This is a genomic window from Arthrobacter sp. P1_D4 (assembly GCF_056406115.1).
Genome location: NZ_JBFUAU010000021.1, coordinates 39,842 through 66,581, shown reverse-complemented (window position 1 = coordinate 66,581; position 26,740 = coordinate 39,842). Strand labels below are relative to the sequence as shown.

Genomic DNA, 26,740 nt, shown 5'->3' with positions numbered 1-26,740 from the left:
TGGAACCTCCAGACGTTCAAATGTGGCTCTACCAGTCCACACCCGCACCAGAATGCGGAACAGACCGTGGGCCGGCAACCCACGAATCTCTTTGAACCCGGGGTTCCAGTCCTACTTCAGGCAACCACCACACTTCATATTGTCTAGGGGGCGGTATCGGCGAGAAGATCAGCGATGAACTCGGCATATCTCAGCTCACCCTCGGCGTCCTCCACGGTGAGAACCGGGCGGCGACGACCATTATCGCCACGTGGATCCGCGACCAGGAGCTGGACGACGGGAGCTTGCCTCTGGGCATTCGTTTCAAGAGCAAGCATGGCGGGGGAGATTGTTGGGCGTACTGGCTGCGCCGCAGGGATGACGGACTGGACGGCGACGATATGTCCTCCGATTCGGGCGCTGCGATCCATGCCCACAATCCGGCGCTGCTGACCGTGGCGGAACGCTTGGCATCAGGATCTGGTGAGCGGGAAAATCGCCCACTCAGCCGCCGTGGCCGCCGTCAAACGTCTCTGCACCAAACGGCAACCACTGCAGCGTCGAAGCCCAATCGGTTTCGGTCGTCTCTCCAGCATCTCAAATACGATCGTATTTGAGATGCTGGAGATAGCGCCGAAATCGACTTCAGTGGGCCTCAGCGCTGTAGTAGCTGCCGTTTGATGCAGACGGCCGTTGACAAAATGCAGGACGGTGCACGATTTGCTGACCGCACTCCCGGCTCGAAGCGGTTTAGTCGTGAAGGGCGCCAGTGGTCATGCGGTAGGAGGAGATTCCTTCGAGTTGTCTGGGTTCAACCCAGACCTGGAAGCCTTGAGCGGCTTCGAAGAGTGTCCTGGTGGACTTTTCGTCGGATGCTATCCAGATCATGGAGGAGTCGGGCATCGCGTCGTCGACGATCCCTGTGCGGATGACGTCACCATGTTTCTGGATTTCGACCGGGGCGCCGATGAGGCGTGCCCATTCGTGATGGCGGTATCTGGTCATCTCTCGTTTTCCTCGGTCTTGGTGGGCGATGCGGAAGTGGACCTGATGCGGCGTGGCCGGGGGTGGCCTCTGGGCTTATGCCACAGAGGCCACCGGTGTTTCTGTCGATGACATCCCGGCCGGGAGTCGGGGAGGTGGTGATGGCGGCGGGTTAGACGATGAGCGCCGCTGGGGTTCTTAGTTGGTGCTTGCCATGGCCGGCGCTGCTGCATGTACGGCGGAGTTCCGTATTCTCACCCGGAGATCTTCCTCGAATTTGTCGATGTCTGCGAGCCTGGTGAGGATGCCCTGGGCGCGTTCGACGGGTATGACGGCGACCCCGTCATCGTCGGCTGTGATGAGGTCGCCGGGGTTGACGACGGTGCCGCCGCAGGCCACCGGCACGGAGACGGCTCCGGGCCCGTATTTGGCGGGTCCTGCCGGTGAGGCCCCGCGGGCCCAGACGGGCAGGCCAAGTTCCCTTATTGCCGCGCGGTCGCGGGTCAGTCCGTCGATGATGACACCGGCGATGCCTTTGGCGAGGCAGATTTCGGCCAGGAGATCGCCGAATACGGCCCGTGTTGTTCCTCCGAGGGCGTTGATGACCAGCACGTCACCGGGTTCGGCGTCGTCGAGGGCGCGGTGAATGGCCAGGTTGTCGCCCTCCCGGGTCAGCACGGTCAGTGCCGGACCCACACACCGGGCGTTGGCCCATTGTGATGCGATGCCGGTGTCCATGAGGTTGAGCCGGTCCATGGCGTCACCGACATTGGCTGTGGGGTACCTCTTCAGGCTTTTGATGAGCCCTGAGGGAGCGTTGGTTGGACGGGGGCTGACGGTGAGTGATTTGGTTGATGCGTCGATAAACATGGTGTCTCTCGCTAGCTCGATCGGTGCGAATTTGGGCCGCTGCGTCACGCAATGAAGCGGTTCTAGGGATTGGTTCGGGCCGGGCATGCGCGCCGGCTGGTGGGACGGCACGACGTTCTTCCCTCTGTTAGGCGTGGGCGGGGGCAGCGATGGTGTTCACTGCGTGTGCTGGCCGCTGGCCGGCGAGGGCCTGCCGGATGGCCTGCAGCGCGCCGCTTCCGGCGGCAACAAAGGCCTCTTCGCTTTGGCCGGCGACATGCGGGGTCACGATCAGGTTCGGCACCCCTGCGATCTGGATCTTGGAGTGTGCGATGGGGTCCTTCATGTCCACGGACTCCCCTTCAAGGACATCGAGCCCGGCCCCGCCCAGATGGCCGTCCTGCAACGCCCGGGCCAGGGCTTGTTCATCAATGAGGCCGCCGCGGGAGGTGTTGATCAACACCGATCCTGGCTTCATTCGTGCCAGGGCCTCGGCATCAATGATTTGGGCGGTCTGTTCGGTCAGCGGCATGTGCAGGCTGAGAACGTCAGAGCCGGCGAGAACCTCATCGATAGTCGCCGGAGAGGCACCTGCGGCCTGGATGGCGGATTCTTCTACGAAGGGATCGTGGACCAGGACATGCATGCCGAATCCCTGCCCAATTCCGGCGACCATGCGGGCGATGTTGCCGAATCCGAGCAGTCCGAGGGTGCGGCCGTGCAGTTCGAAGCCGTTCATCTGGGGTTTGGCGGACGCCCATTGCCCGGAAGTGGTTTGGGCGGCCCCGTAGGGGACCTTCCTTGCCAGGGAGAGCAGGAGGGCGAAGACGTGCTCGGCGACGGCGCGGCTGTTGCTGCCCGGAGTGGTGGTCACCCAGATGCCTGCGTCGGTGGCCGCCTCGATATCGACGTTGTCCGTTCCTACTCCGTGGCGGGCGATGATGCGCAGCCGGGGGGAACTGTCGATCTTTTCCCGGTCGAAGAGTTCGGCGCGCAGCAGGACGGCGTCAATACCGTCGCGGACGTCTTGGTAGCGGACGGCGTCCGGGCCGTAGCCCAGATGGACCTGGCCCAGCGCGCTGAGTTCTGCCAGCACATCGGTGTGGATCTCGTCAGAGACGTAAAAGGTCGGCACGGTGTTCCTAGCGGTAGAGATGGGAGGCAGGGGTCAGGGTGTTCTTGCGTACCGTGCCGAGCAGCACGGCCAGGCCCAGGGCGCCGAAGGCGATGAGCATGTAGGCCGGGATCATGCTGTTGCCCGTGCTGTCGATCAGCCAGGTAGCCACGTACGGGGCGCCGGCACCGCCGAGCACGGCCCCGACACTGTGGCCAAAGGCGACGCCGGTGTGGCGGACCTCGACGGGGAAGAACTCCGGCATGGCCGCGTAGGTGCCGGCCTGGCAGAGGGCGTAGGGCACCATGCCGAGGAGCAGTCCGAAGATCGCCAGCGACACCGAGCCGGCATTCATGAGCATGAAGGAGGGGAACGTGAGCGCGATGTAGGCGATGTAGGAGGCCGTCAGCAGGCGTTTGCTGCCGATGCGGCTGCCGAGTTGGCCGGCGAGGGGGATAAGAAGCGCCGCGGCGGTGACGGCGATCAGGACTATGGTCGCTGCCTCGGCTTTGGAGAAGTGCAGGACGGTGCTGAAGTAGACGGCCACGTAGACGGTGCCGAGGTAGGTGCCGATGTTCTGCACAAGGGAGATGAAGAAGACCTTCGTCAGGCGCGAGCGGTGGTTCCGGAACAATTCAGCGACGGGGGTCCGGGTCGTCTGGCCCTTGCCCGCGCTCTGGGTAAATTCAGGACTGTCCTCGATCTTGAGCCGCATGATCAGGCAGAGGATGCCCAGCGGGATCGCGAGCAGGAACGGGATCCGCCATCCCCACGACTCCATCTCCGCCGCGGGCACGAACGTGGCCGCCAGGGCGGCCAGTCCCGCAGCGCCGGCCTTGCCGAGGACACCAACACTGGGAATGAAGGAGATATAGAGGTTGCGGCGCTCGACGGGGGCCCACTCGCGGATATAGGTGGCCGCGCCGCCGATCTCACCGCCTGCGGACATACCCTGCAGCATCCGCAGCAGGCCCAGCAGGATCGGTGCCCAGATACCGATCTGCGCGTACGTCGGCAGCAGCGCAGTGAACCCGGCAGCTGCGCTCATCAAGATGACCGAGCCGATGAGGCTGGCACGCCGGCCGTAGCGGTCCCCGATGCGTCCGAAGAAGATCGCGCCCAGCGGCCGGACCAGAAAGGCCGTGCCAAAGACCAGGAAGGTATTGAGCAGGCCCGCCACCGGATCGCCGCTGGGGAAGAACACCACGGCGAGCGTCGCGGCGACATAGCCGAAGACACTGAAGTCGTAGTACTCGATGAAGGTGCCGAACGCCGCGACAGCGGTGGCCTTCTTCGCTTTTTTCAGATGAACGGCGTCCGCTACCGGGGGAACGGACTGACTAACCTGGGGCATCTTTGCTCCTATAAAAAATGGGACAGTGTCCTAATATGTATTTCAAGTGTGATGTGCGCCATGGTGTGCTGTCAAGCGCCCATGGCGGGGACGAATGCGTCTGTCCCTCCACCGCTGCCGCCTTCGCTGACGGTAGCGTGGTGAAAGCAGATCCGGCCCCGAGGGGGACCCGGAGTATCAAGAGAGTGGTGGAACCGTGGTCAGCGAGAGTGGCGTAGCAGGGAACGAGCGCATTGTTGAGGTCCTGCACGCCTTGGTGACCCGCCCAGATGCGACCGGCGTACGTGAACTCGCACTGGCCTTGGGCGCGAGCCGCAGCACCGTTAACCGTGTCCTGCTCGGCCTGGAAGAACACGGGCTGGCGGCCGTCAGCGGCAACGGAAACTATCAGGTCGGACCGCGGCTGCGTGTCCTAGGTGCCGCACTGCACGCACGCCACCCGCTGCTGCGCAGCGCTGAAGCGATCATTGAACGCCTGGGCGAACAATCCGATGCGACTGTCCTTATCGCTGTTCACGACGCACCACGACCCAGCGCCGTTGTTGTCGCTTGCCGGCGGCGGCCCGGACCCATCAAGTATCTGCTCGAGCCCGGGACGGTCTTGCCCCTCCACGCCGGCGCAACCGGCCGCTCGATCCTGGGCCGACTGGGAATCGGCGCCCTGGGTGAACGGCAGCTGGAGGCGCACACTCCCGATACCGTCACCGAGCGCGCCGAACTGGAACGACTCCTCACCGAGGACCGCCGCGCCGGATACACGATCAGCGTCGGGCAGCAATTTCCCCTGGCCGCGGGTGCTGCAGCGTCATTTCAATGTCACGGACTGACCGGATCCGTCTCGATCACCCGTCCACGCTTTCTCACCGGCGACGAGGACCTTGCCCGCTTCGGCCCGATGGCGCGGCAAGCGGCCCGCGACATCGAAGCCGCATGTGCCGGAAATCAAGCATCGGGGAATCTGACACCCATCACGTACCCTCCCGGTTCCACTGCCGTGGAACGCCTTGCCCGTCTGGTCACCGCGCTGGTTGCCGAACCCGACGGGCTGCCCACCGGCTACGAGCTCGCGCGCGGAATTGGAGCCAACATAGCCACCACCAACCGCCTGGTCTCCACCGCCCTGACCACAGGACTGGCTCTGCAGCACCACGACACACTGCACCCCGGCCCCCGCCTGTTTCACTGGGCAGCCCATCTGGGTCCTTCGGTGGACACAGCTGTTGTCGCACATCCCATTCTCCGCGGACTTGCCAAGGAATCCGGTGAAACCATCGGACTCATCCAATTCCATGCCGACACCAGACAGGCCGTGATGACGACAGTGGTGGACGGCGTCCGGCCTCTGCACTACGGTCTTGCTTCAGGTGTGGCTATTCCCCTCTACGCCGGCGCAGGCGGGAAAGCCATTCTCGCCCACTGTCCCCCCGGTGATCTTGACGCGCTCACGCTCGAACCCCTCACCGAACGCACCCAAACAGACCGGCGAGCCCTCGAAAACGATCTCCAAACCATACGGGAGCGCGGATGGGCGACCGGCGAGGGTGAGCGCATTCCCGACGCCTTCGGCGTCAGTGCCCCCTACTTCGTCGACGGCACCATCGCTGGATCCATCACCGCCACCGTCACCAGACTCCGCCTGCCCGAACTCGACGTAGAGGCCCTCGCTCACATGGTCCAGCGTTCAGCCCAGCAGCTCACACGCACCCTTTCAGTCCCCTAAAACAGCGCCGGTCAGACGTCACGCCGGACGCCTCTGCTCGATGGCCGGCAGCCGACGCAGAACATCCTCGCCAGATGTTCGAGGTGTGCCGGGACCACGAAGTCCGGGTGACGCCACAGGAGCTCTCAGGCGACTTGCACTTCCGCACGACGACACAACAAATCTTCGGGAACCTCGTCAGGAGTGAAGCTCTGAAATGGCACTCGAAGTCCTCAGTCATGCATGCCACCGCCGGGCTGGCCGTACCGTCTTGAAAAGGATCCAATACTGAGACGCTCGGATTGCTTTTGAGGTGGCGTGAGGAATGGCGAGGAATTGGCGGTTCGACACGCCCTTCCACAGTCTCAGAATGCCGTCCAACAACAGATTGCCTCATAAAGGCAATTTGATCGGGATTAAGAGAATGGTGGGTCGGCCGTGGCCGTTATCGGGTACGCGAGGGTTTCCACCGCGGAACAGAACCTCGATCTGCAGCTCACTGCACTCCAGGCCGCCGGCGCAGCCCGGACCTTCGCCGATAACGGCGTCAGCGGTTCCACGGTGGAACGCCCTCAGCTGTCCAGAGCTCTGGACCGGCTGGAGGCCGGCGACGTACTCACCGTGTGGAAACTGGACCGCCTGGGCCGCAACACTAGGCACGTCCTGGACATCATCGAGAACATCCGGGAGAGGGGAGCAGGCTTCCGGGCCCTGACCGAAGGACTCGACACTACCGGGCCCATGGGCACCGCAATGCTGACGATCATGGCCGCGTTCGCGCAACTGGAGCGTGACACGATGATCGAACGCACAAGAGCCGGCCTCGCAGCGGCCGCGGCCAACAACCGCCACGGCGGAAGGCCCCGCAAAGTCGATGACGCGGCCGCTGCCCGGGTCAGACAACTCAAGCGCAAAGGGGTCAGTGCCTCCGACATCGGCAAGATGCTCGGAGTCTCCCGCGCCACGGTTTACCGGTACCTCCTCTAGGCCCAGCAGCTACAGCTTGAGGTCCAGTTGAATCTCGCGAAGAGTTTGCGGTTTCGGGCATTAGCCCTGGTTCTCAGGGGGTGATTTTCATATTTGGGTTTTGAGGGCTTCTTCGTAGAACGCAAGACGGGTGGCCGCGCGTGCCATGTCGTGCTGGTCCTGGATGAACGAGTAGGCGATCCAGCAGCCGGCGAGAAGGATTATCAGGGCTATGCACAGAGATGAGGCGAAAGGTCCTACCCATGATGCTGTTGCCGGGCCGAGCAATGGGAGGGCAACCAGGATGACGCCAACGTAAAGCGCGGTGTAGGCGCCCAGGCTGCCGCCGCTCAGGTGCGCTGCACGGGTGCGGAGAGTGCGCAAGTCTTCGAATTGTTTGTTCTCGTCCAGAGCGAGGAAGGCAGCGATGTCCTGGCGGGTTACTTCCGGAAAGCGGTGTGACCGCAGTCCGCGGCGGGTGAAAGAGTGCATGCTGGAGAGCATAGTTGCAGCCTCTGTCAGCCCCTGTGAGCCGTAGCGAAAGTCTTTGTTGTGACACCGATCGTGATGAAAGTTGTGGGCTGGGATGCGCCGGTTCAGCTTTGCTTGGCGGCCCAGTCGGCAACGCGCTGTGTGCTTTCCTCTTCGGAGAGGTCCTCGACCCGAGTCATGATGGACCAGCGCACACCGTAGGGGTCGCGGATGCTGGCGAATCGGTCTCCTGACACAAAGGTGGACAGCGGCTCCCGGATGGTAGCTCCTGCCCGCTCGGCGCGCGCGACGAGGGCGTCCGCATCCGCGCAGTAGAAGCCGACGGAGTAGCAATCATCCTCGCCGTTCGGCGCCGGGACGAGGTGGTAGTCCGGGTTGGGCTCACCGATTTGGAGCCGTCCCTGACCGAAGTCCAGCTCGGCGTGGACCACCATTCCGCCGATCTCGGTCGCATTGACGGTGCGGGCGCCGAAAACGTCCTGGTAGAACGTGATCGCCTCCTTCGCCGAGGGAATCGCAAGGAATGGCGTGAGGCTCGTGAAGCCGTGCGGGATGCCGGATGTTGTGTGCTTGCCGTCGGCGGCTGCGGTCAGTTCGGGGCTTGTAGTATCACTCATAGATCTCACGGTACGCACGCGTCCGCCCAGCGGCTTGGTGAATTGCGACAGCCTGGATAAGGAGTATCCGCCCATGGTGGTTTCGTTCAAGGGAATCCTCTACCCTGCCCGGCTTCCCACGTTTCACCGTGTGCCCGCGCCGGAGTCCGTGTCGGACCTGGTGCAGTGGTTTTGGATCCCCGAATGGGACATTGAGCCGGGGCACACGTCACGCCAGCATCTGATCGCATTCCCTGCATCCAACCTTGTTGTCCAGAAGGATCGTGTTGAGTTCGCAGGCCCGACAACACGTGGATCACATCGCGACCTCACAGGCCGGGGCTGGGCGGTGGGGGCTCTCCTGCGTCCCGCGCTGGTTCCGCGTTTCACGCACGATCCAGGGAGCCTGCGGGATTCCCAGCTGCCACTGCCGCTTGCGGATCTGCATGCCTCAGTGTCGGAGCCCATGGGCGGACCCGATCCACAGGAGCGTCGGCAACACGCTGTGGAGGCTTTCGCTGGTTGGCTGGTAGCGCAGCGTCCGGAGGTGTCAGAGGAGGGCATTCTTGCCAACGCGATGATGGACATTATCGGAACGTGCAGCGACGTGCTCCGCATTGAGGACGTTGCGGCGCGTCTGTTTGTGTCGCCGAGAACCCTTCAACGGGTGGCGGGGAAGTACATCGGCCTGAGCCCGTCCGCGCTCATTCGACGGCGCCGCCTGCAGGAGGCCGCTGATCGGTCACGGACCGACCAGGCTGCAGACCTCGCGGGGATAGCTGCCGAATTCGGCTACACCGACCATGCCCATATGACGAACGACTTCCAAAAGACCCTGGGATTCACGCCAAGCACGTACCGGCGGTCAGTCCTCCAGGATCGTGCCGGGAATCAGGGCGGGGATTAGGTCCACGCGCGCTGCTGCCCTTAGGCGAGAAGTTTCCACTAGACGTTCCCTCTGAGCCGACTCGTTCTCTTAACCCGATTCGGTGTATCGAAACCTTTGTGCCTCAAAACCCCAGGGATACGAGACGGAGGGATTAGGCCAGGCCCTCGCGCCGTGCTCTGGGCGCCATTTAGCGATCACAAAACGACGCCAAATAGCGCCGAAAGTCACGGTTTCGCCGAGTCCGGGCCGTTCCTTGTTTCTGCCGGTCAGTCCGTGGTCGACGTAGATCCGCTCAACGGGGACGCCAAGGGCGGCTAGGCCGTGGCGCTGCGCGGTCAGATCCTGGTCATTCGTGGACGCCCGGCCGTAGCCGAGGATGTGCGCAGTTGTGGGTGCAACTGCAGCTGTTGAGTCACCTAAGCGGGACAGTTTTGCGGGCGGGGTATACGCGAATCCTGAATCCCAGCATCTGTATGGGATTTTCACGGCGGGGGAGCGGGTCGAGGGTGTCGCGGTGGGGGGGCCGGCTTACGGGCATGTGCTGGTGTCGCACCCGGTGCCCATCTACGCCCCGCTGAAAGTGGTCTTGACAGGCTAACTACTTAGATAGAAGATCTAGTCATGAATGTTCCTGCCTCTGATCCGCAACCCACAGGAAGCGCGGACTGGCCAAGTGATTGGCTCCGGGCCACGCTTGGCTTCCTTGCGCTCCGTGCACTATCCGCCGGGCCCTCTTATGGATACGCGATCATCAGCGAACTAGAGCACCATGGGTTCGGCACCATAAAGGGCGGGACCCTGTACCCACTCCTCACCCGATACGAGACTGCCGGCCTGGTAACCACGGAATGGCGGGCCGGCGACCGCGGTCCCGGCCGCAAGTATTTCGCGCTGACAGATCAGGGCCGCGCCGAACTCACCCGCCTGAGCGCTGACTGGCTCCGCTTCGCCGTCACCAGCACCCATTACCTCGACCCCGAGCGGCTCACGAAGGAGATCCCCGCATGACGCAGCAGACCAACGATAAGAAATGGTTCGACCAGCTCGTCATGGAGCTACGTCTACGCCAGGTGCACGGGAGCGCCATCGGAGACACCATCGCAAGCACAAGGGAGCTCCTCGGCGACACCGGCCAACGGGCCGAGGAAGCGTTCGGGCCAGCCCGAGACTACGCTGCCGCGCTTGAACTCCCGTCCGAGCCGAAGCACGACTGGGTGCGAAAAGCACTCTGGCCGTCACTGCTCGGACTCCTGGCCTTCCTGCTCTTCAATCAGGCAATGGTGTCCTGGACACGGTCGGAACCGCTGCTGGTTTCACCGGCGCAGCTAGCCCTCCTCGCTACACCAGTCGTTTTCCTGGCCTTCCTGCCGCTCTACCTCGACGCCTTCATACGGCGCATCTGGGTCTGTATCGGAATCACCGCTATTTGCGTCCTGTCAGGTCTCCTCTCAGCCTTCGCGACCCCTTCGAGCCGGGCTGAAGCATGGCTGGCGATCGACCCGCTGCCCTGGCTCATAGGCAGCGCTCTCGTGATGGTGGCACTTTCAACCATGAACACCATCCGGTCAGCCCACTCCGAGGACGACAACGACATCACCGATCCGCTCTCCGGGACGACGGACATCACCGGAAGAGGCGCGCGGGCAATCGTTCAGATAACTAACTGGTTGTTCCCAATACTCGCCATCGCCATGCCCGGCCTCGCGCTGTCATTCCGCTAGATCAGCGGGATGCCCGCAAGCATCCTGTCGCGGTGGGGGATCGGCTTATGTGCAGCAAAGGCCACAAATAGCGCTGTGAAAACGCGGCCATTTAGCGCTGCGACTCACAGGCCAAAGCAGAGCGAAGGGGAGGAATGCCGTTCCAGCAGGGCAGGCTCAGAGCGGGAGCCAGCAGTGACTGCTCAAACTCGCCAGTCCTGGTACCGCACGGGAAAGGTGCGTCCTAGGGCTGGTAGTACTCCTCTGTCGGAGTAAAGCCCACACGGTCCACTTTCCGGTGGTAGTGAACCCCGGTGAGTCCGCCCAGCACGGCGCCTATCAGGGCTATGGCGGCCACCGCGATGGCCGCAATGACGCCATCTAGACTCAGCGGCCCCTCGACCAGTGGTAGGCGAAGGAAACTGTTGATCGTGGTCAGGACGTTGAATTGTCCCATGAACGCCAGCAGGGCCCCCGCACCGGATCCGATGACGCCCCACAGCCAGACCATGAGCCCCTGGCCGACGCCGTTGAAACGCGCCATCCGTCCTGCCACGTATCCACCCGAAAAATAGGCGAGGAACTGGAGCGACAGAAGTATGAACATACCGGTCATGTCATCTGACGATTTCTGGCCGGCTCGGGCGAGCGGGTCCGTGACGGGCAAAATACCGGCCCTGCCGGCCGCCGTAACCAGAGCAACTAGCAAAACAGACATTGCGGTCGAGACCAGCCAGCCGAAGAAGGCCGAGCCGATCTTGATGCCGCCGAACCGCTCCTCTTCTCGGGCGACCACGGTTTCACGGATAGCGGTGGCCGGGTCTTCCGGCAACATGCCGTCGACCGGGCGGCCTGTTTCATCGAAGTACCCGTCGTTCTCCCCATCGGGGAAAACACGGTCCGTCTCTTCGTAGAGGGCGTCAGTACTGTGGTCAGAAGCGCGACTTTCCGTTTGATCCAGGGGTTCAGGAGTGCCGTCCCAGTCTGCGTCGAACCGTCGCGCATCATCAGGACCGCTTGCGCTGCCCATCACGCATCCTCCCTTAAGTGATCTGCCGGGCCCACTTCTACTAGGCTCACTCCCCGGGTGAACCGTGCCGGACGCTATTAAAACTACGCGCACTCAGCCCGGTTCACGAGGGGCTTTTGGGCCCGACCTAGTGTCTGGTGGTCGAGCCGAGTCGGTGTGAAGGCCGCGGACCGGGCGTTTAGGCCGAAACACGCAAGACGGACTAAGCCGGTCTCGGGCCCCCTGCTTCCCCTCCCGCCAGTTGGTTATTGCGGCCGCGCGGCCTGAGGCTCCGCTGCTTCGAGTTCATATGTGTGCAGACGAAACGGCGTCAACCGGGGGTGAAGAAGGCACCGGGCCATGGGTCTAGCACTACGGCTGGACAGCATGGATCAGCGGGGTGTCCTATTAAAAGGTGCGGTGGAGTTTTGCAGGACATCGACGTGGCGGGGGGAACTCTCCCGAAGCGACGTCAGAATCGATTTTCTTCCGCCCGGTGAGCAGACTGAGCACGGATCACCCGTTCCTCGCAGGGCGGGTCGAGGCAGGGTCCTTGGCCATCCGCGTCAGCGCCGAATTGGCCATCCAGTTCGGTGAGCTGGCACGGGGGCTGCAGCAGGAAGGGCTGGGTGCCGTAGATGAATTCCTTCGCCGTGGCTGACGGCTTTCCTGAACGCGTTGTTGCGCAGAATAATCTGTTTTCCGTGTCTGTCGTACCGGTTCGTCGTAGGCCGTGAGGCCGGGTGCAGCACCCAGATGTGCCCGGCGGGCGGGAGGTAGATCCGTAGGCCTCCGGCTCCGTTCCTGGACCCCGAAGCCCACGAACAAGCCCTGCCCCGGGCCCCATGGATCAATCGGGAAATCGGAGGAGCGGGCGCCGTGGTTTCTCCCGGCATGGACCCGTGAGGGCGTCCCACCTGACAGTGTGTCGTGTCAGTTGCGGGGCGGACCCTGCGCTTGTCGGGGATCTTGGAAGGTGTTCACGAACCGGGAGAGTTGTTCGAGAAGGTTTTCCCATCCGTCGAAGTCTGGCGAGACGGCGGCGCTTTCAGCCTCGAGGGCTGCTTTGAGTGCCGCTTCCCCGGCGTCAGTTATCTCTACCTGGAATTGCCGCCGGTCATGGGGGTTTCGTGTCCTCGTGATCAGGCCTCCCGCCTCCAGACGGGCAAGCACGCGGCCCAGGGTCTGGCTTTGAACCTGGACCTTCGCGGCGAGCTGTTCTTGGTTCATGGGGTGGGGTGATACGGCTTGGAGGGCGATGACTGCGGCCCGGGTCAGGCCCAGCGGGGCAAGTGCCTCATCGAGGCGGCGCTGAACCAGGCGCGCCGCCGTAGAGAGGAGCAGGTAGCCGTCCCGGGCGTTGACCTGGGGGTCGAGGGGCATCGATTACGGCCTTCCGTGAGCGGGACGAGGATCAACCAGAAGGGGCAGGCCAGGGGTCCGGCGTTAGCCGTACCCCTGGCCCGCCCACGACCGCTATCGGCGCGTGCCGTCGTCGCCGTCGGTTTCGATCCGTTCCTTGCGGATGTCCTCATCGACGGTTACTTCGTCGGTCACGGTTTCCGTATTGAGACGGACCCGTTCGACCGGGACGGTTTCCTTCTCAACAACGGGGCGTTCCTCGTGGAGGACGACCTCGTGTTCTTCCTCGCTGATGTCCGGGCCGGACAGCGCCGACCCGCGGTTGGCGTCCGTGATGGGCTCACGTTCGAGGCGGACCTCTTCACGCTCCACGGGAACGGTCTGGGTGACATTTTCAGTGGTGACGTACTTGCGCAGCCGCACCCGTCCGGCAGCCTGCCGTTCGGTGCCGACGTTCAGGCGTTCCTCCGAACGGGTCATGGCATCGTCGGTGGTGGGTCCCGAGGTGTCGCGCCCCACGGCGCCCCCGCGGGTGTCCGCGTAGTCTGCGTCGCGGTAGTCCCCGTCCCGACCGGCTGCCGCATCGGTGTACGTCCGGTTACCGTCGCCGATGCCGTAGTGGGCATAGAGCCGGTCCTCTTCGGCGCGTTCAAGGTGCCCGTCGGTGTCCACCCGGGGCGCATCCTTGACCTGGTCCTTGGTGTACGGGACGACGAGGTCGCCGCCTTCGGTACGGGCTCCTTCCAGCGGGACGAAGGATTCGGACGTGCCAAACAATCCGGTCTTGGCCGTGACCCACGTGGGCTGGCCGTTGTCGTCGTCCGCGTAAACCTGGCCGATGGACCCGATCTTGTCCCCGTCAGTGGACAGGACGCTTCCGTTGCGCCGAAGCAGGTCATCGATATGTTCCTTGGCGAGCATGAATGTCTCCTTGGATCTGTGATGCGGTTTGGGACTGCAGCACCTTCGGGTGGAACGCTGCAGGACCCCACCATAAGCATGCTTAGTAACCGTTTGGCAAGCCTACTTACTATTTTTTCTTGTTCCGACCGGCACCTCTTGCGCAACAAACGGAAAGTATGCTTACTATCTAATTGGTAGCCGTGCTTACTAATTCATCTGGCCTAATTCATCCGGTGCCGCGCGTTCCACATTCGCCGGCGGGCCCTTCCTGAAAGAGAGCAACGATGACAGAGAATCAATGGACCCAGGCCACTCCAGAGCCGCCCACGGGCGAGTATGCGCATACCGTGGCAGCGCCCTCCGGTGGAGTGGAAAGCTCTCCCTCCACGAAAGAAGCAGCAAAGGATGAAGCCGCCGCAGTGGCGGGACACGCTGCAGGGAGAGCGAAGAACGTGGCCGAAACCGCCCAGGCCGAGGCTGCCAATGTCGCGGCAGAGGCGAAGACAAACGCCAAGGATCTCCTTTACCAGGCAAAGGCAGACCTGACGGATCAGGCAGGCGCGCAGCAACAGAAAGCCGCCAAGGGAATCCGCACCCTCTCTTCGCAGCTGCACACCATGGCAGACGCATCCGAGGAGCCCGGCGTCGCGGCTGACCTCATCCGTCAGGCCGCCGAACGGTCACAGTCCGTGGCTTCCTGGCTTGAAAACCGGGATCCCGGATCCCTGCTGGAGGAAGTGAAGTCGTTCGCACGGCAGCGGCCGGGGACATTCCTCCTGGTCGCAGCCGGCGCCGGATTGCTCGCCGGCCGGCTGGGACGAAACCTGCAAGCCGGAGCCCCGGACACGCAGCAGGCGGCGTCGAAACCCGCTCGTCTCTCGACCCCGGCAACGCCCCCCGCCCACCAGGAAACCGTCATAGCCGCCGGCTCCGGTGACCGCTTCTTCGACGAACCGGCCCTCCCCGGCACAGCGGGTCCCGTTTCGGCCCACACCCTGCCGCCGGGTACAGCAGCCGACGGATCCATTCGGGACAACGTTCCCTTTCCGGACCGGGAGGGTGGTCAGCTGTGAGCAGCCAGATGCCGGAGCCACCTCCCACAGCCGCACAGGCGAAAGCGGAATCCGCCTCCCTCGGCGATCTCCTGGGTGATGTCACACGGGACATGTCCACGCTGATGCGGCAGGAAGTCGAGCTGGCCAAGGTCGAGCTCAAGCAGTCGGCCGAGCGGGCCGGTAAGGGTGCGGGGATGCTGGCGGGCGCCGCCGTCGCTGGACATTTCGTGCTCCTGTTCCTGTCCCTGGCGCTCTGGTGGGCTCTGGGCTACGTCATTGGGCCTGCCTGGTCCGCCGTGGTTCTCGCCGTGATCTGGGGCGCCGTTGCCGCGATCCTGTCCTCGACCGGACGCAAGGAACTCAAGGCGGTCAAGGGGATGCCCCAGACCACTGAGACGTTGCAGGAAATCCCGCCCACGCTCAAACCCAACACCTAGATTCAGCGAGGAAACACGATGAGTGAAAACCCGGATGTCATCCGAGCAGATATCGAAGCAACCCGTGCCCGGCTGGGTACCAACGTCGATGCCGTAGCGGACAAGGTCACACCGTCGCACATCGTCCAGCGGCAAACTGACAAAGTCAAAGAGAACGTCAAGGACGCCGTCTTTGGAGTAAAGGAGAAAGTCATGGGCGCAGCGGACCACACTGCCGGCAACGTGCACTCGGCCACGGCCAGTACCGGTACGCACGTCGGCGACGCCCCTGCGCAGGTCAAGGCCAGGACGCAGGGCAACCCGCTGGCGGCAGGTCTGATCGCGTTCGGCGCCGGGCTGCTGGTCTCTGCCCTGATCCCGGCCAGCCAGAAGGAGCGCGAGGCCGCGGATGCTCTTAAGACGGCCGCGGAGCCGCTCACCACGGAACTGACCGAGGCGGCGAAGCACGTGGCCGAAGGGCTGAAGGAACCGGCCCAGGAGGCCGTGGAGAACGTCAAAGCCACCGCCGTCGACGCCACCGATCATGTCAAGGCCGAAGGCCAGGGTGCCGTGGCGGACGTCAAGGACCGGGCCACCGAGGCCAAGGACAACGTGCAGCAGGCCTAAGGGCTCTGATCAGGATCCGGCCGGCTGCCCCCGCTGATGCGCTGGGCGGCCGGCCTCTGCACTTAACTTCACGAAGGAAAATTTCCATGGCCAAGAACCTTTCCAATGCAGAAGATGGCACCGCCACCGACGCCGAGACAGGGGAGAGCAGCACGGCCAAAGCCCGCACGGCGCCCGCCCCCGACGATCCCCGCAAGCCCGACAGCCCCGCCGATGTCACCAAACACTCGTGGCGGTACATCGCCAAGAAGACCCTGCGGGAGTTCACCAAGGACCAGTGCCCCGACCTCGCCGCGGCCCTGACCTACTACGCGGTACTCTCGTTTTTTCCTGCCCTGTTGGCCTTCGTGTCCCTGCTTGGCATCTTCGGGCAAGCCGAGAAGACCACTGCAACGCTGCTCGAGATCGTTCAGCGCTTCGCCCCTGCCGAGTCGGTGAACGCCGTCCGGGCGCCCCTCGAGCAGCTCACCAGTTCCTCCTCGGCCGGATTTACGCTGCTCATTGGCATTCTCGTCGCGCTCTGGTCCGCCTCGGGCTACGTGGGCGCGTTTGGCCGGGCAATGAACCGGATCTACGAAGTTGACGAAGGCAGGCCCTTCATCAAACTCCGGAGCACCATGCTCGGTGTCACCGTCGTCACCGTGCTGATTGTCGCCCTCCTCGCCCTCATGCTGGTCCTGACCGGCCCCGTGGCAGAATCCGTCGGGAACGCGGTCGGCCTCGGCGGGGCCTTCGTGACCGTCTGGGACATTGCGAAATGGCCCGTGGTGCTGCTCCTGGTTATCGTCGTGATCGCCATCCTTTACTACGCCACGCCTAACGTGAAGCAGCCCAAGTTCCGCTGGATGAGCATCGGGTCCCTGATGGCCTTAGTGATCTTCCTGCTCGCCTCCGTGGCCTTCGGGTTCTACGTAGGCAACTTCAGCAGTTACAACCAGACCTACGGCACTATCGGCGGCGTGATCATCTCGCTGCTGTGGCTCTGGATACTGAACATGTCCCTGTTGTTCGGTGCCGAGTTCGACGCCGAAACGGAACGCGGCCGCCAGCTCCAGTCCGGCATCGAAGCCGAAAAGACCATCCAGCTGCCGCCCCGCGACACCAAACAAAGCGACAAGATTCAAGCCCGCGAAGAAGAGGATATCCGCCGCGGCCGCGAACTCCGCGAACAGCACGCCGACGCCGCCGGGAGGGAACAGCAGAACCACGACGACCGGAGCGCTCCACACCGAGGCTCGAGCAGAATGGACCGCACCTGACACGGAAAGTTGCCCCGACCAGAGCGAATGGATTGGCTCCCCCTTACGGACAACATCAGCCGCAGGGTTACAGCCGGCGGCGGCACAAAATGCCCGGGTATTAGGGGTCCTCGCCCCCGGTCCTAAGCTGTCGCGCTGGGCCATCGGAGCGCACAAGGGCTGCTTACTTGGACTCACGAAGCCAGCACGCGTCCTAGGTACAGACTCGGGCGGCGCGCGGATACAATCAGTCCGCGTAGCTTGCGCGCGCCGGACGTCTGCAAAGTCACAGCAGGCGTGGCGGTGAGTAGGTCAGCAGCCGAATCCTCGCTGGAGCCTGAGGGATACCTTTTGTGGGCCTCTCCGGGAGACAAACGTCCTACTTCGCTGCATGTGCGGACCCAATTCAGCACCTTCATTGAGAGCCCGTGCTGCCGTTGAGCGAAGTCGATCGCTATCTGCAGGGCATCGCTCCGCGCGTTTCTCGGTGGGCCGCTCAGGCCGGCTCCATCTTTAAGGAAGGTGGAGCCGGTCTCTGGGGTGCGCTTCGTCATTCTGAGGTTGAATGACGTTGTGGCGTGCCCCTGACTGGGCTGCTGTGCCACAACGCAACAGTAGGTTCTGAAGCTGCGGTTTTTCTTGCCGTGTGGGAGCCCCGGGTCGGGGGAGCGGCGATGCTTGGAGATTCGGTGCCACGGGCGATTACAGGGCGTTGAAGACGTCCGGGCCGAAGCTGTTCAGCCCCGGCGCGCCTGCGTAGCCGAGCCTGGGTACTGAAAAGATGTCCTCGATGCTGGCAAGCAGGCTGTAGTGGTTGTACATCCTGTCCGACGTCGTGCCCCCCTTGGTGAACGGCGAGATCACCAGCGCCCCGACCCGGCCGCCGGCCGTGCCCCCGGGGATGCCCGACGGGCCGGAGGTCTTGGCTTCGGTTTCGTCGAAGGTGATCACCAGCATCCCGTCCTGTTTATAGGCCGGGGAGTCGAGGATGGCCGGAACCTGCTGCTGCAGCCAGCCGTCGGCGCTTTCGAGACCGCCCGGGTTCCCGTCGACGCAGGGGCTGTCGTGCCCGTCATTGCACAGGTTGGGTGTGATGAAGGAAAGGTTCGGTGTCGCGTCCGTGGACTTCAGGTCATCGGCGAAGTGGGTGTAATCCACCACGTTTTTCTGGCAGTCCGGGGACGATGTTATTTCCTCAAAATACACGAACGGGTTGTGGCGCGTTGCGTATTGGTCGCCCTCCTTCGCCTTGTGGTGATCGTCCTTAGAGCCGGGCTCGGGATGCTGGCAGGGAGTGCCCATGTCCTCCATGTAGCCTTTCCAGGTCTTGCCGGCGGAACTGAGCTGGCCTGCAAGCGTCGGAACCGAGGCGGGGTACACACAGCCGGTACCCTGCACCTGGCTAAGTTCGGATGTTCCGGTTTGTTTGAACCCGGCATACACCGGGCAATCGGCGCGCGTCATGGCGTTCGAGCCCTGCCCCGAAATCTGGGCCAGGTAGTCCGGGAGGGAATTGTGGTCTATCCCGTAGTACCGGGAGAGCAGCACACCCTCGGCGCGCAGGGTCTTCGACAAGTAAGGGGCCGCCGAACCAGCACCCCAGACATCGTTGTAATCGTGGTTCTCCAGGTTGATCACGAAGACGTGGCCGGGCTTCCCCTGGGCCTGTGTGGGTTCTGCAGAGGGGGTTGTCGCAGGAGTTCCGGGGGCGGCCGTTGTCTTGTCCTGCCCCGGCGATGGCCCGCCTCCTGGCGGGGTGGGCTCACAGGCCGTGGCCGCGACCGCGAGGGTCGCAGCGAGAATCAGCGCCGCGGGTCGCGCCGCGCTGTCCAGCCCCAGAATTTTGAAGGTATTTCGGCTCATCCGTTCCGGCTTCTCTCTGGCCCAGCCCCCGGCGGACCGATTACCAAGTGGCGTTTGATGCCCAGCTAGAATCAACATTTTGTCTGTACGCGCTGAGTAATACCTGTGGAACCCTGCGGGCCCACGTTGCATAGGTGTAAATGATGTCGAAGAAGACTGGTCGACTCTCGTTCGTGAACGTCACGCATGTGACTACCGTCCACCCCGTCTCGGTGGGCTCCGTTCAGAACGACATCTTCAGCTCCCGCTGGCCTAGACGATATGAACTGTGGTGCTCGCTGACGTAGGACTGGAACCCCGGGTTCATATCGTCTAGGACCAGGAATCCGGAACGATCTCGCCGGGAATCACCCCCAGGCCGTCCCGGATCCCATCAAGGGCAAAACGGGCCTCGCTGCGCTCGGACAGCACAAGCATTTTCATTCTTTTTGCTGCTGTCCGTTGGATCATACGTGCCCGCTACACGGGCGCAACCGTCCTGCGGACGACCGCGCACCGGATGCGTTGTGGTCGGCGCTGCGCTTATTTCCTCCCCGCAATCCATCAGGTGCTTGCCCTTCGGGTTGCGCGGGCTCCGTCGGGCACAGCTCCGCGATGCTCCGCCAGCAGGCAAAAGAACATGGTGGGGGAGAAGGAGCTGCTGATGGAATACCCGGGAACGTCGTGCGCAAGGCCGAAATCGTGAACCACGTCTGGCCCGGAAAACCCCGACCGGCGCGGCAACAACGTCGAGCTCTACATCTCCTATCTCCGGCGGAAGACCAACGCCGCCGGCCCCCCAAGTTCCACACCCTGCGTGGCATCGGCTAGCTGATCAAACCGGCCCCAACTGGGCCGGATTTCGTCGCATCAAGCAACTAGAACACCGCTGGCACCGCCTCCTCCACCCAAATTCCCCCGTCCTGACGGCCCGCACCCTCCGCGCCGCGTGCGATGCAAGGTCCGATCGTAGAAGCGGACGCGGGCAGGGTGCCCCCGCGTGGTAAATCAGCCCGGTTACGCTGTGGACCGCGGAACCATACCCCTGCGCCAGGCAGCCGGTCCGTTAAAAAACTTCCATGCGGGTGCATCCGGGTACGGGCTTTGGCCGGTAGTAAGGGTGTAAGCACAACCACCGCCCCCATGCGGGCACCTTATGAGGAGTTGGAAATGCGCAAGACACTTACTGCAGCCGCCGGAGCGATGACGCTGCTGGCAGCACTGACCCTGGCTGCCCCCGCCCAGGCCGGCACCTGGCACCACCACGACGAAGGCACAGCGAAACTGTCCGTCCTCCATGGCGTCCCGGGCCTGACCGTGGACGTCTGGGTCGACGGCAAGCGCGCCCTGGACAACTTCACGCCGGGGAAGGTGGCCGGGCCGTTGAACGTCCCCGACGGAGACCACAAGATTGCCATCACCGGGGCGAACGCCACCAGCGCGGCCAACCCCGTCATTGGCCCCGTCACGGTCGACCTGGAAGCAGGCCAGGACTACACCGCGGTCGCGCACCTGGCCGCCAACGGCAAACCGACGGCCACACTTTTCACCAATGACACCTCGACCAGCCCGGATGGAAAGGGCAAGCTGACCGTCCGGCACGTTGCCGCCGCCCCGGCCGTCGACGTCCTCGCCGGAAGGACCGCCGTCGTCAAAGAACTCACCAACCCGCATCAAAAGACCCTCACCCTTAAGGCCGGTACTGTCTCCGCGTCGGTCGCAGCGGCCGGAACCACGTCCCCGCTGATCGGCCCGGCCAACGTCCGGATCACCGAGGGGAAAAACACTATCGTCTACGCCTGGGGCAGCCTCGCCGCCAAGAACCTCAAAGTCGCCGTACAGGTTGTGGACTCCGCCTCGCAAGGAGACGAGTGCGACGACGAGTAGGCTCCTAGGGCTCGTGCCGCCATCACGTCCTCTTGCCCGGTGGGACCGCTTCGACTGCGGCCCCACCGGCAGGCGTGCGAAATGACGTCCCGGACCACCGCCGCCATTCGACCGTGGCGGAGCTCCCGCGTTAGCGGCATAATGTGGGTCAACAGGGCCGCTTATCGCTCAAAGGAGCGCCCGATGGAGGCTGCCGCAACGCATGACTGGGACCCCGGTCTCGATCGCGCATTTGTCGGCGGCGACGAACGCGCCCTCGCGGAGGCATACCGACGGTTTGGTCCGCTGGTCTACACGCTGGCGCTGAGATCCCTAGGAGAGCGTGCCGCTGCCGACGACGTCACCCAGGAGGTCTTCATCCGCGCTTGGAAATCACGGACCACTTACCGGCCTGAGGCGGCACGGCTGCCAGCCTGGCTGATCGGGATCACGCGCAATGCCATCTCCGACGCGTTGTCCGCCCGCGCCCGCCAGCGTCATCTCGAACAAGCGGCCACGCTCCTGGTCGTTGACCCCGCCGCCCAGCCAGATGCGGGGGACGTCGACGAGGTCGCCGACCGCCTAACCCTGGACGAAGAACTGGAAAAATTAGGGGACCCACAGCAAGCAATAATGCGGCTGGCATTCTATGAAGACCTGACCCACGACCAAATCTCATCGCGCCTCAACCTGCCGCTCGGCACCGTCAAAAGCCACATCCGGCGCAGCCTCGCCCGTTTGCGCACCCGCCTGGAGGTGGAACATGGAACACCTTGACGCGGACCTTCTCAGTCTGCTGGCCCTGGGCGAGCCCGTAGGCACAGACGCCGACGCCGCCCACCTCGCCGGCTGCCCCACGTGCAGCGATACCCTGCGAGGGCTGCGGCACGCCGTGCACATTGCCACCCTCGACCCGCGAGGCGTTGAACTCGAAAAACCCGGCAGCCAGAACTGGACCGCCATCCATCAGGCCCTCGGGCTCTCCCCGGCGCTGGCGACGGATCCCCTGAACCAGCACTCCGTACCGCGCGGTGCACCTCCGGAGCGGTCGGCCATCGACCCGGCCACGGCGCAAGCGCCCCTGAACCATGGCAGCAAGACAGCGTCGGCACCGGCTCCCATTCGGCCCAGCGCCAAAAACCGGGCCGCCCGTCCCGGACTCTGGATGATGGCGGCCGCGGCCGGCATCATTCTCGGCACGGCCGCCGGATGGGTCGCCGCCGGAGTCATCGGACACACCGGCACGCCGTCCCCTTCCTCCACCCAGACGGCTCCAGCATCCATTGTCCTCGCCCAAACGTCCCTGTCCCCCCTGCCCGCGCACACCGGCAGCGGAGACGCGCGGGTGGAGCAACTCCCGGATGGAACCCGCCAACTGATGATCCGGCTCTCCAACGACCACATCACCGGATTCCGGGGAGTGTGGGTCGGTTCCGCCGACCTGACCAAAATGGTCAGCCTCGGCGTCCTCGCCAACGAATCCGGCAACTTCACCATCCCTGCCGGCATCGACCTGGCCCAGTACCCCATCGTCGACATCTCCAATCAGCCGTACAACGGGGATCCCGCCCACTCCGCCGACAGCATCGCCCGCGGAAAGCTCAACCTGAAAAACTGACCCTGCGGGGGCCGGACCGTCCGCCCCGGAAGAATCTTTACCCTGGGCTTCTCGCCGTCCCAGCGTTCAGAACCGTTGTCGGCCACTTGTAGTCTGGCCTCAGTATCTTCGAAGAGGATTCCATGCACGAACCCCTGCTGGTCCTGTCCGGCGCATCGCTCTTGGCATTGGCTGTGGCAGGCGGGTTCTAGCGGAGCGCTCCTCCTTGCGGTGGGGCCACACCAATTGGCGTCCCCGGCACCGGCAGCTAAGTCTCGCAGTGTGCGCGCTCCTGGGTTCCGTTGGCCTGTACATCGTATTGGTACCCGGGACAGGGATCGATTCAACGGGAACGGGAAACAGTGTGGACCTTGGAGTTGGGATGCTGCTGTTGGCGGGGATCTGGTTCATCTTCCGGCGGGAGGTAGTCCGCTACCAGCTCTGGGTGACGCCGAGGACCGCTAACCGGGCGAATTCGGAGGCTATTCGTTGAGAAGCTACTCAACGGATTACCGATACTTCTCAGCCGCTGGATTCAGTATGGGGGAGGGCTCCGACAATCAACGGGTTGCACGCCAATGGGGACAGCCTGAGCTGCGCGGAGGGCTCCACCTGACCCCAGTGGGCACAACCCCTGCGGGCCTTGCTGCGGCTCTCCTTCAGGGTTGTGGACTGCCCCACGGCTCCGTGCGGGCAGGCCTGGCTCGCTCCGGAAAATCTGGTTGACAGTGGGGATTGGTGCTTCTAGATTTTTTAGTGTTTCTGGGTTGGTCATGCTTCACATTCATGCTGTTGCTGTTTCATTTGAGCGGCTTTGCCGCCAGGATGCAGGAGGCCACGATGACGAAGACACCACTGGAAGATTTCCTCACTGAGTGCGTCGCACCGGATCCGGACGGCGGTCTCAGCGTGGAGGAACTGTATGGCTTGTATCTGAGCTGGTGCGGGCTTGGAGGGTTTGCACCAGTTAGTGGCAGGGCGTTCAGAGCAGGTTTGCGCGCAGCCGATGTCCACATTGAATACCGTGGACGCAGGTGCCCGGGCCTGAGGATGACCGGCCCGGCCGCGTGCGATTACCTGGTCCACCGCGAACTCCCGCTCGCCGTGCTCGAGGCACCTGCCGGTCCTCAACTCATCTCACACCAGGGCCCGGAAAAGGTCACGCCGCTTCCCGGCCGGCCGGCCGCGGGAGTCCGCGGCGCCGTGCCGGCCGCCTGACGTGCGCCGGCCCGGCCCTTGATGGCACTTTGAGCGCGGTCTTGGTCGGGAGTATGAGGAAAGCCTCCGCGCGAATCCAGGGACTCAAGCGCGGAGGCTCCCGGTTCTCCAAGCTGGGGGGACTGGAGAACCACTCTAAGGGTACTAGCCGGCGTGACGTCCTGGCCGCTGGCCTCCCGGGAAGCGCGGCCTTCCAGATCACCGCTGGCGCGGGCGGCCCCCGGTCCTCCCGGCCTGCCAACCGGGAGCGGCAGCGTCCAGGAGTTTGACCTTCACCGGGTCCAGTTCATTGCGGCGGTTTTTGTACCGCTGGGTGTGGATCCACACCCCGAGGGTGTGCTCACGCTCTGAGTCACAGTCCTCATGGCGGGGCCAGTCGTATGCCGTTCTGGCGTTATTCGACGAGGCTGTCGCCTGGCTGGCGGATGACGAGACCAAGCGCTTGGGTGTGCCGCTCCTGCGGGTTGACTGCTATGGGGGAGGCTAGGGCGACCTGGTCCGCTTCTACGAATCCGCCGGCTACCGGCGCACCGAAACGATCAAGGTCAAGGAATGGCCCGGGCAGATCCTCGAACGCCGGTTCGTCTCAAGCTGACGCCGGGCAGGCAGAAGGAATACCGCCGAAGGAATACCGCCGAAGGAACGCTCCCGATCGCCCGGCACCCGGGCGTCAGCCGCTGAAATCACCGGCGTTCCGGCGGAATGTGCCCAGGATCCGGATCAGCTGGTCCACGTCCTGGTCCGCGAAGCCGGACTGGCCAAAGACCTCGGAGTTCAGCACCGCCGTCGCCCGTTTGGCCAGGGTGCGGCCTTCCGGGGTGAGCTCGATCAGGGTGGTGCGGCCGTCCGTGGGGTGCGGCGAGCGGATCACCAGCCCGGCCTCCTGGAGCCGGTCCACAGCGTTGGTCACGGAGGTGGGATGGACCTGCAGCAGCGCGCTCGCCTTGTTCATGGGCAGCGCCCCGCTGCGGGCGAAGCTGAGCAACGCGAGCAGCTCGTACCGGGCAAACGTGAGCCCGAACGGCTTGAGCACGGCCTCGATCCGGCCGAGCAGGATCTGCTGGGTCCGCATGATGGCGGTGATGGCGGCCATCGGGGCGGCGACGTCGGACCAGCCGTGGCGCTCCCAGTTCAGCCGGGCGTCGGCAATCGGATCTCGCGGCAGCGGTGTTCCCATGTTCAGCCCTGCCCCTTGAGCCCGGGGAAATCGGAGTCGGAGTACTCGATGCCGAGGCCTTCCGGGACGGGCCCGCCGCCGTGGCGCACTTCCTCGCTGTGCCGCAGCTCCACGCGCCTGATCTTGCCGGAGATCGTCTTGGGGAGCTCGGCAAACTCCAGCCGGCGGATCCTTTTGAACGGCGCCAGATGCTCCCGGCAGTACCGCAGGATGTCTTCGGCCAGCTCGGGGCCCGGCTGGTGGCCAGCGGCCAGGACCACAAACGCCTTCGGCACTGACAGCTTGAGCGGGTCAGGGGAGGGGACGACGGCGGCCTCCGCCACTGCGGGGTGCTCAATCAGCACGCTCTCCAGTTCGAACGGGGACAGCCGGTAGTCGGAGGACTTGAAGACGTCGTCGCCGCGGCCCACATACGTGATGATGCCGCGCTCGTCCCGGCTCGCCATGTCCCCCGTGTGGTAGTAGCCGTCACGGAAAGCCTCCGCCGTCTTGTCCGGGTCGCCGTAGTACGCCTTCATGAGCCCCACGGGGCGGGGGTCGAGGCGCAGGCAGAGCTCGCCGTCGTCGGCCTCCTCACCCGTGGCGGGGTCCACAAGCACGACGTCGTAGCCGGGCAGCGGCTTGCCCATGGCGCCGATCTTGATCGGCTGGCCCGGCGTGTTCGCGATCTGCACGGTGGATTCGGTTTGGCCGAAGCCGTCCCGGATGGTTTGCCCCCATGCGCGGTGGACCTGGTCGATCACCTCGGCGTTGAGCGGTTCGCCGGCGGACACCACCTTGGTGGGCGGATTCTTGAGCAGTGTGAGATCGGCCTGGATCAGCATCCGCCAGACCGTCGGCGGGGCGCAGAAGCTGGTCACGGATTCGCGGTCCATCTGCTCCATGAGCGCCCTGGCGTCGAAGCGTTCGTAGTTATAAATGAACACGCACGCCTCGGCGATCCAGGGGGTGAACACATTGGACCAGGCATGCTTGGCCCAGCCCGGCGAGGCCACGTTGAGGTGCACGTCGCCCGGTTCCATACCGATCCAGAACATCGTGGACAGATGTCCCACCGGGTAGGAGGTGTGCGTGTGTTCGACGAGTTTGGCCTTGGACGTGGTGCCCGAGGTGAAGTACAGCAGGAGCGTCTCGTCGGCCGGGGTGGGGGCGTCCGGGGTGAAATCCGCACCGGCCGCGGCAGCATCTGCACCGTAGTACTGCAGGGCATTGGCCTGGGCAGCGGCGGGGTCCCCGGCGCTGGCGCCAACTTCAATCAGCGTGTACTGGCCGGCGACGTCGGCGAACTTCGCGATGTTGGCACTGCCGACGGCGGCCCAGGCCGCACCGCCGCGTTCCACCCGGTCCTGGAGGTCGGCCGGTCCCATCAGTGTGGTGGTGGGAATCATGACGATCCCCAGCTTGATGCCGGCCAGCATCAGTTCCCAGAGCTCCACCTGGTTGCCGAGCATGATGATCATCCGGTCCCCGCGCCGCACACCTGCCCCGCGCAGCCAGTTGGCCACCTGGGACGAGCGCCGGGAGAGGTCAGCGAAGCTGCGCCGGGTCGCGGACCCGTCCTGTTCAACGATCACCAGCGCAGGCTTGTCCGCCTTGGCCGGGTCCGCGGCGAGCTGGTCGAACCAGTCCAGTGCGAAGTTGAACTCCTCAAAGCGGGGCCACTGGAATTCGTTGCGGGCGCCGTCGTAGTCCCCGCGCAGGGCAAGCAGCCGGTCTCGCGCGGCCCGGAATTCCTCAGTCACGGTCATGGTGCACCTTTCGAAGTCCTCTGGCGCTGCCGTTCCGGGCGGTCGGTGGCACGGCGCCGT

At 64.2% G+C, this 26,740-nt stretch carries 28 protein-coding genes; 14 read left to right on the top strand and 14 right to left on the bottom strand.

All coding sequences use genetic code 11. The annotated features are described in order from the left end of the window. Positions 1-143: 143 nt before the first annotated feature. From AC1D0A_RS19245 to AC1D0A_RS19225, 5 genes are all read right to left on the bottom strand, one after another. Positions 144-317 (bottom strand): hypothetical protein, encoded by a 174-nt coding sequence (locus tag AC1D0A_RS19245; protein ID WP_243181387.1) that lies wholly within the window; start codon positions 315-317, stop codon positions 144-146. A 412-nt stretch (positions 318-729) separates the two neighbouring features. Beyond that, positions 730-984: a hypothetical protein gene (locus AC1D0A_RS19240; protein ID WP_243181388.1), complete on the bottom strand. Its 255-nt coding sequence runs from the start codon at positions 982-984 to the stop codon at positions 730-732. Between the two features lie 177 nt (positions 985-1,161). Next, entirely contained in the window at positions 1,162-1,833 is a 672-nt protein-coding gene (locus AC1D0A_RS19235; RefSeq protein WP_243181389.1) for an RraA family protein, read from the bottom strand. Positions 1,834-1,960: 127 nt separating this feature from the next. After that, positions 1,961-2,947, bottom strand: coding sequence for a hydroxyacid dehydrogenase (locus AC1D0A_RS19230; protein WP_243181390.1), 987 nt, complete (start codon positions 2,945-2,947; stop codon positions 1,961-1,963). 7 nt (positions 2,948-2,954) lie between these two features. Continuing rightward, positions 2,955-4,280, bottom strand: coding sequence for an MFS transporter (locus AC1D0A_RS19225; protein ID WP_243181391.1), 1,326 nt, complete (start codon positions 4,278-4,280; stop codon positions 2,955-2,957). Positions 4,281-4,476: 196 nt separating this feature from the next. Here AC1D0A_RS19225 and AC1D0A_RS19220 point away from each other — a divergent pair, with 196 nt between their 5' ends. After that, positions 4,477-6,000, top strand: a complete 1,524-nt coding sequence (locus AC1D0A_RS19220) for an IclR family transcriptional regulator (protein WP_476944503.1) — start codon at positions 4,477-4,479, stop codon at positions 5,998-6,000. 417 nt (positions 6,001-6,417) lie between these two features. After that, positions 6,418-6,966 (top strand): recombinase family protein, encoded by a 549-nt coding sequence (locus AC1D0A_RS19215; RefSeq protein WP_476946554.1) that lies wholly within the window; start codon positions 6,418-6,420, stop codon positions 6,964-6,966. A gap of 87 nt (positions 6,967-7,053) precedes the next feature. Here AC1D0A_RS19215 and AC1D0A_RS19210 read toward each other — a convergent pair whose 3' ends face one another. After that, entirely contained in the window at positions 7,054-7,437 is a 384-nt protein-coding gene (locus tag AC1D0A_RS19210; RefSeq protein ID WP_243181394.1) for a hypothetical protein, read from the bottom strand. Positions 7,438-7,541: 104 nt separating this feature from the next. Continuing rightward, positions 7,542-8,054 (bottom strand): VOC family protein, encoded by a 513-nt coding sequence (locus AC1D0A_RS19205; protein ID WP_243181395.1) that lies wholly within the window; start codon positions 8,052-8,054, stop codon positions 7,542-7,544. A 73-nt stretch (positions 8,055-8,127) separates the two neighbouring features. On the opposite strand from AC1D0A_RS19205, the gene AC1D0A_RS19200 reads away from it, so the two are divergent. Next, entirely contained in the window at positions 8,128-8,940 is an 813-nt protein-coding gene (locus tag AC1D0A_RS19200) for a helix-turn-helix transcriptional regulator (protein ID WP_243181396.1), read from the top strand. 69 nt (positions 8,941-9,009) lie between these two features. Here AC1D0A_RS19200 and AC1D0A_RS19195 read toward each other — a convergent pair whose 3' ends face one another. Continuing rightward, positions 9,010-9,408 carry a recombinase family protein gene (locus AC1D0A_RS19195; protein ID WP_476946553.1) on the bottom strand — a complete coding sequence of 133 codons (399 nt, stop codon included), beginning with the start codon at positions 9,406-9,408 and terminating at the stop codon, positions 9,010-9,012. 135 nt (positions 9,409-9,543) lie between these two features. On the opposite strand from AC1D0A_RS19195, the gene AC1D0A_RS19190 reads away from it, so the two are divergent. Next, on the top strand, positions 9,544-9,930 hold the full coding sequence (locus tag AC1D0A_RS19190) for a PadR family transcriptional regulator (protein WP_476946552.1): 387 nt from the start codon (positions 9,544-9,546) through the stop codon (positions 9,928-9,930). Beyond that, complete coding sequence (locus AC1D0A_RS19185; RefSeq protein WP_476946551.1) at positions 9,927-10,643, top strand: hypothetical protein; 717 nt, start codon at positions 9,927-9,929, stop codon at positions 10,641-10,643. Before AC1D0A_RS19190 ends, AC1D0A_RS19185 begins: the two co-directional genes overlap by 4 nt. Positions 10,644-10,866: 223 nt before the next feature. Here the strand turns inward: AC1D0A_RS19185 and AC1D0A_RS19180 are convergent, their stop codons facing one another. Continuing rightward, entirely contained in the window at positions 10,867-11,652 is a 786-nt protein-coding gene (locus AC1D0A_RS19180; RefSeq protein ID WP_476946550.1) for a hypothetical protein, read from the bottom strand. 475 nt (positions 11,653-12,127) lie between these two features. On the opposite strand from AC1D0A_RS19180, the gene AC1D0A_RS19175 reads away from it, so the two are divergent. Beyond that, entirely contained in the window at positions 12,128-12,292 is a 165-nt protein-coding gene (locus tag AC1D0A_RS19175; RefSeq protein WP_243181400.1) for a hypothetical protein, read from the top strand. A 272-nt stretch (positions 12,293-12,564) separates the two neighbouring features. Here the strand turns inward: AC1D0A_RS19175 and AC1D0A_RS19170 are convergent, their stop codons facing one another. Both AC1D0A_RS19170 and AC1D0A_RS19165 read right to left on the bottom strand, forming a co-directional pair. Then, on the bottom strand, positions 12,565-13,014 hold the full coding sequence (locus AC1D0A_RS19170) for a MarR family winged helix-turn-helix transcriptional regulator (RefSeq protein WP_243181401.1): 450 nt from the start codon (positions 13,012-13,014) through the stop codon (positions 12,565-12,567). Between the two features lie 93 nt (positions 13,015-13,107). After that, positions 13,108-13,914 carry a DUF2382 domain-containing protein gene (locus AC1D0A_RS19165; protein WP_243181402.1) on the bottom strand — a complete coding sequence of 269 codons (807 nt, stop codon included), beginning with the start codon at positions 13,912-13,914 and terminating at the stop codon, positions 13,108-13,110. 266 nt (positions 13,915-14,180) lie between these two features. Here AC1D0A_RS19165 and AC1D0A_RS19160 point away from each other — a divergent pair, with 266 nt between their 5' ends. The 4 genes from AC1D0A_RS19160 to AC1D0A_RS19145 all read left to right on the top strand — a co-directional run bounded on the left by AC1D0A_RS19160 (position 14,181) and on the right by AC1D0A_RS19145 (position 17,253). After that, positions 14,181-14,969 carry a hypothetical protein gene (locus AC1D0A_RS19160; protein ID WP_243181403.1) on the top strand — a complete coding sequence of 263 codons (789 nt, stop codon included), beginning with the start codon at positions 14,181-14,183 and terminating at the stop codon, positions 14,967-14,969. 8 nt (positions 14,970-14,977) lie between these two features. Next, positions 14,978-15,388 (top strand): phage holin family protein, encoded by a 411-nt coding sequence (locus AC1D0A_RS19155; protein WP_279294346.1) that lies wholly within the window; start codon positions 14,978-14,980, stop codon positions 15,386-15,388. Between the two features lie 18 nt (positions 15,389-15,406). Next, complete coding sequence (locus tag AC1D0A_RS19150; protein ID WP_243181405.1) at positions 15,407-15,994, top strand: DUF3618 domain-containing protein; 588 nt, start codon at positions 15,407-15,409, stop codon at positions 15,992-15,994. A gap of 86 nt (positions 15,995-16,080) precedes the next feature. After that, positions 16,081-17,253, top strand: coding sequence for a YihY/virulence factor BrkB family protein (locus AC1D0A_RS19145; protein WP_243181406.1), 1,173 nt, complete (start codon positions 16,081-16,083; stop codon positions 17,251-17,253). Positions 17,254-17,934: 681 nt separating this feature from the next. On the opposite strand, the gene AC1D0A_RS19140 is transcribed toward AC1D0A_RS19145, so the two are convergent. Next, complete coding sequence (locus tag AC1D0A_RS19140) at positions 17,935-19,095, bottom strand: alkaline phosphatase family protein (RefSeq protein WP_243181407.1); 1,161 nt, start codon at positions 19,093-19,095, stop codon at positions 17,935-17,937. A gap of 1,149 nt (positions 19,096-20,244) precedes the next feature. Here AC1D0A_RS19140 and AC1D0A_RS19135 point away from each other — a divergent pair. From AC1D0A_RS19135 to AC1D0A_RS19120, 4 genes are all read left to right on the top strand, one after another. Then, the gene (locus tag AC1D0A_RS19135) at positions 20,245-20,961 is read left to right on the top strand and encodes a DUF4397 domain-containing protein (protein WP_243181408.1); all 717 of its coding nucleotides are present in this window, start codon (positions 20,245-20,247) and stop codon (positions 20,959-20,961) included. Between the two features lie 183 nt (positions 20,962-21,144). Next, positions 21,145-21,717, top strand: a complete 573-nt coding sequence (locus AC1D0A_RS19130) for an RNA polymerase sigma factor (RefSeq protein ID WP_243181409.1) — start codon at positions 21,145-21,147, stop codon at positions 21,715-21,717. Then, a complete protein-coding gene (locus tag AC1D0A_RS19125; RefSeq protein ID WP_476946549.1) occupies positions 21,704-22,558 on the top strand; it encodes an anti-sigma factor in 855 nt (284 codons plus the stop codon). Before AC1D0A_RS19130 ends, AC1D0A_RS19125 begins: the two co-directional genes overlap by 14 nt. Positions 22,559-23,377: 819 nt before the next feature. Further along, entirely contained in the window at positions 23,378-23,755 is a 378-nt protein-coding gene (locus AC1D0A_RS19120) for a hypothetical protein (RefSeq protein WP_243181411.1), read from the top strand. Positions 23,756-24,425: 670 nt separating this feature from the next. Here the strand turns inward: AC1D0A_RS19120 and AC1D0A_RS19115 are convergent. Continuing rightward, a complete protein-coding gene (locus AC1D0A_RS19115) occupies positions 24,426-24,932 on the bottom strand; it encodes a MarR family winged helix-turn-helix transcriptional regulator (RefSeq protein WP_028277447.1) in 507 nt (168 codons plus the stop codon). 2 nt (positions 24,933-24,934) lie between these two features. Next, complete coding sequence (locus AC1D0A_RS19110) at positions 24,935-26,680, bottom strand: AMP-binding protein (RefSeq protein ID WP_459383688.1); 1,746 nt, start codon at positions 26,678-26,680, stop codon at positions 24,935-24,937. Positions 26,681-26,740 lie beyond the last annotated feature (60 nt).

Bases quoted from the DNA above. Each gene is read 5' to 3' on its own strand.
- AC1D0A_RS19125 (WP_476946549.1), top strand. From the start codon at position 21,704: ATGGAACACCTTGACGCGGACCTTCTCAGTCTGCTGGCCCTGGGCGAG.
- AC1D0A_RS19145 (WP_243181406.1), top strand. From the start codon at position 16,081: ATGGCCAAGAACCTTTCCAATGCAGAAGATGGCACCGCCACCGACGCC.
- AC1D0A_RS19115 (WP_028277447.1), bottom strand. From the start codon at position 24,932: ATGGGAACACCGCTGCCGCGAGATCCGATTGCCGACGCCCGGCTGAAC.
- AC1D0A_RS19110 (WP_459383688.1), bottom strand. From the start codon at position 26,680: ATGACCGTGACTGAGGAATTCCGGGCCGCGCGAGACCGGCTGCTTGCC.
- AC1D0A_RS19235 (WP_243181389.1), bottom strand. From the start codon at position 1,833: ATGTTTATCGACGCATCAACCAAATCACTCACCGTCAGCCCCCGTCCA.
- AC1D0A_RS19245 (WP_243181387.1), bottom strand. From the start codon at position 317: ATGCTTGCTCTTGAAACGAATGCCCAGAGGCAAGCTCCCGTCGTCCAG.
- AC1D0A_RS19200 (WP_243181396.1), top strand. From the start codon at position 8,128: ATGGTGGTTTCGTTCAAGGGAATCCTCTACCCTGCCCGGCTTCCCACG.
- AC1D0A_RS19190 (WP_476946552.1), top strand. From the start codon at position 9,544: ATGAATGTTCCTGCCTCTGATCCGCAACCCACAGGAAGCGCGGACTGG.
- AC1D0A_RS19205 (WP_243181395.1), bottom strand. From the start codon at position 8,054: ATGAGTGATACTACAAGCCCCGAACTGACCGCAGCCGCCGACGGCAAG.
- AC1D0A_RS19240 (WP_243181388.1), bottom strand. From the start codon at position 984: ATGACCAGATACCGCCATCACGAATGGGCACGCCTCATCGGCGCCCCG.
- AC1D0A_RS19150 (WP_243181405.1), top strand. From the start codon at position 15,407: ATGAGTGAAAACCCGGATGTCATCCGAGCAGATATCGAAGCAACCCGT.
- AC1D0A_RS19185 (WP_476946551.1), top strand. From the start codon at position 9,927: ATGACGCAGCAGACCAACGATAAGAAATGGTTCGACCAGCTCGTCATG.
- AC1D0A_RS19120 (WP_243181411.1), top strand. From the start codon at position 23,378: ATGACGAAGACACCACTGGAAGATTTCCTCACTGAGTGCGTCGCACCG.
- AC1D0A_RS19160 (WP_243181403.1), top strand. From the start codon at position 14,181: ATGACAGAGAATCAATGGACCCAGGCCACTCCAGAGCCGCCCACGGGC.
- AC1D0A_RS19170 (WP_243181401.1), bottom strand. From the start codon at position 13,014: ATGCCCCTCGACCCCCAGGTCAACGCCCGGGACGGCTACCTGCTCCTC.
- AC1D0A_RS19140 (WP_243181407.1), bottom strand. From the start codon at position 19,095: ATGAGCCGAAATACCTTCAAAATTCTGGGGCTGGACAGCGCGGCGCGA.
- AC1D0A_RS19135 (WP_243181408.1), top strand. From the start codon at position 20,245: ATGCGCAAGACACTTACTGCAGCCGCCGGAGCGATGACGCTGCTGGCA.
- AC1D0A_RS19225 (WP_243181391.1), bottom strand. From the start codon at position 4,280: ATGCCCCAGGTTAGTCAGTCCGTTCCCCCGGTAGCGGACGCCGTTCAT.
- AC1D0A_RS19155 (WP_279294346.1), top strand. From the start codon at position 14,978: ATGCCGGAGCCACCTCCCACAGCCGCACAGGCGAAAGCGGAATCCGCC.
- AC1D0A_RS19165 (WP_243181402.1), bottom strand. From the start codon at position 13,914: ATGCTCGCCAAGGAACATATCGATGACCTGCTTCGGCGCAACGGAAGC.
- AC1D0A_RS19130 (WP_243181409.1), top strand. From the start codon at position 21,145: ATGGAGGCTGCCGCAACGCATGACTGGGACCCCGGTCTCGATCGCGCA.
- AC1D0A_RS19180 (WP_476946550.1), bottom strand. From the start codon at position 11,652: ATGGGCAGCGCAAGCGGTCCTGATGATGCGCGACGGTTCGACGCAGAC.
- AC1D0A_RS19210 (WP_243181394.1), bottom strand. From the start codon at position 7,437: ATGCACTCTTTCACCCGCCGCGGACTGCGGTCACACCGCTTTCCGGAA.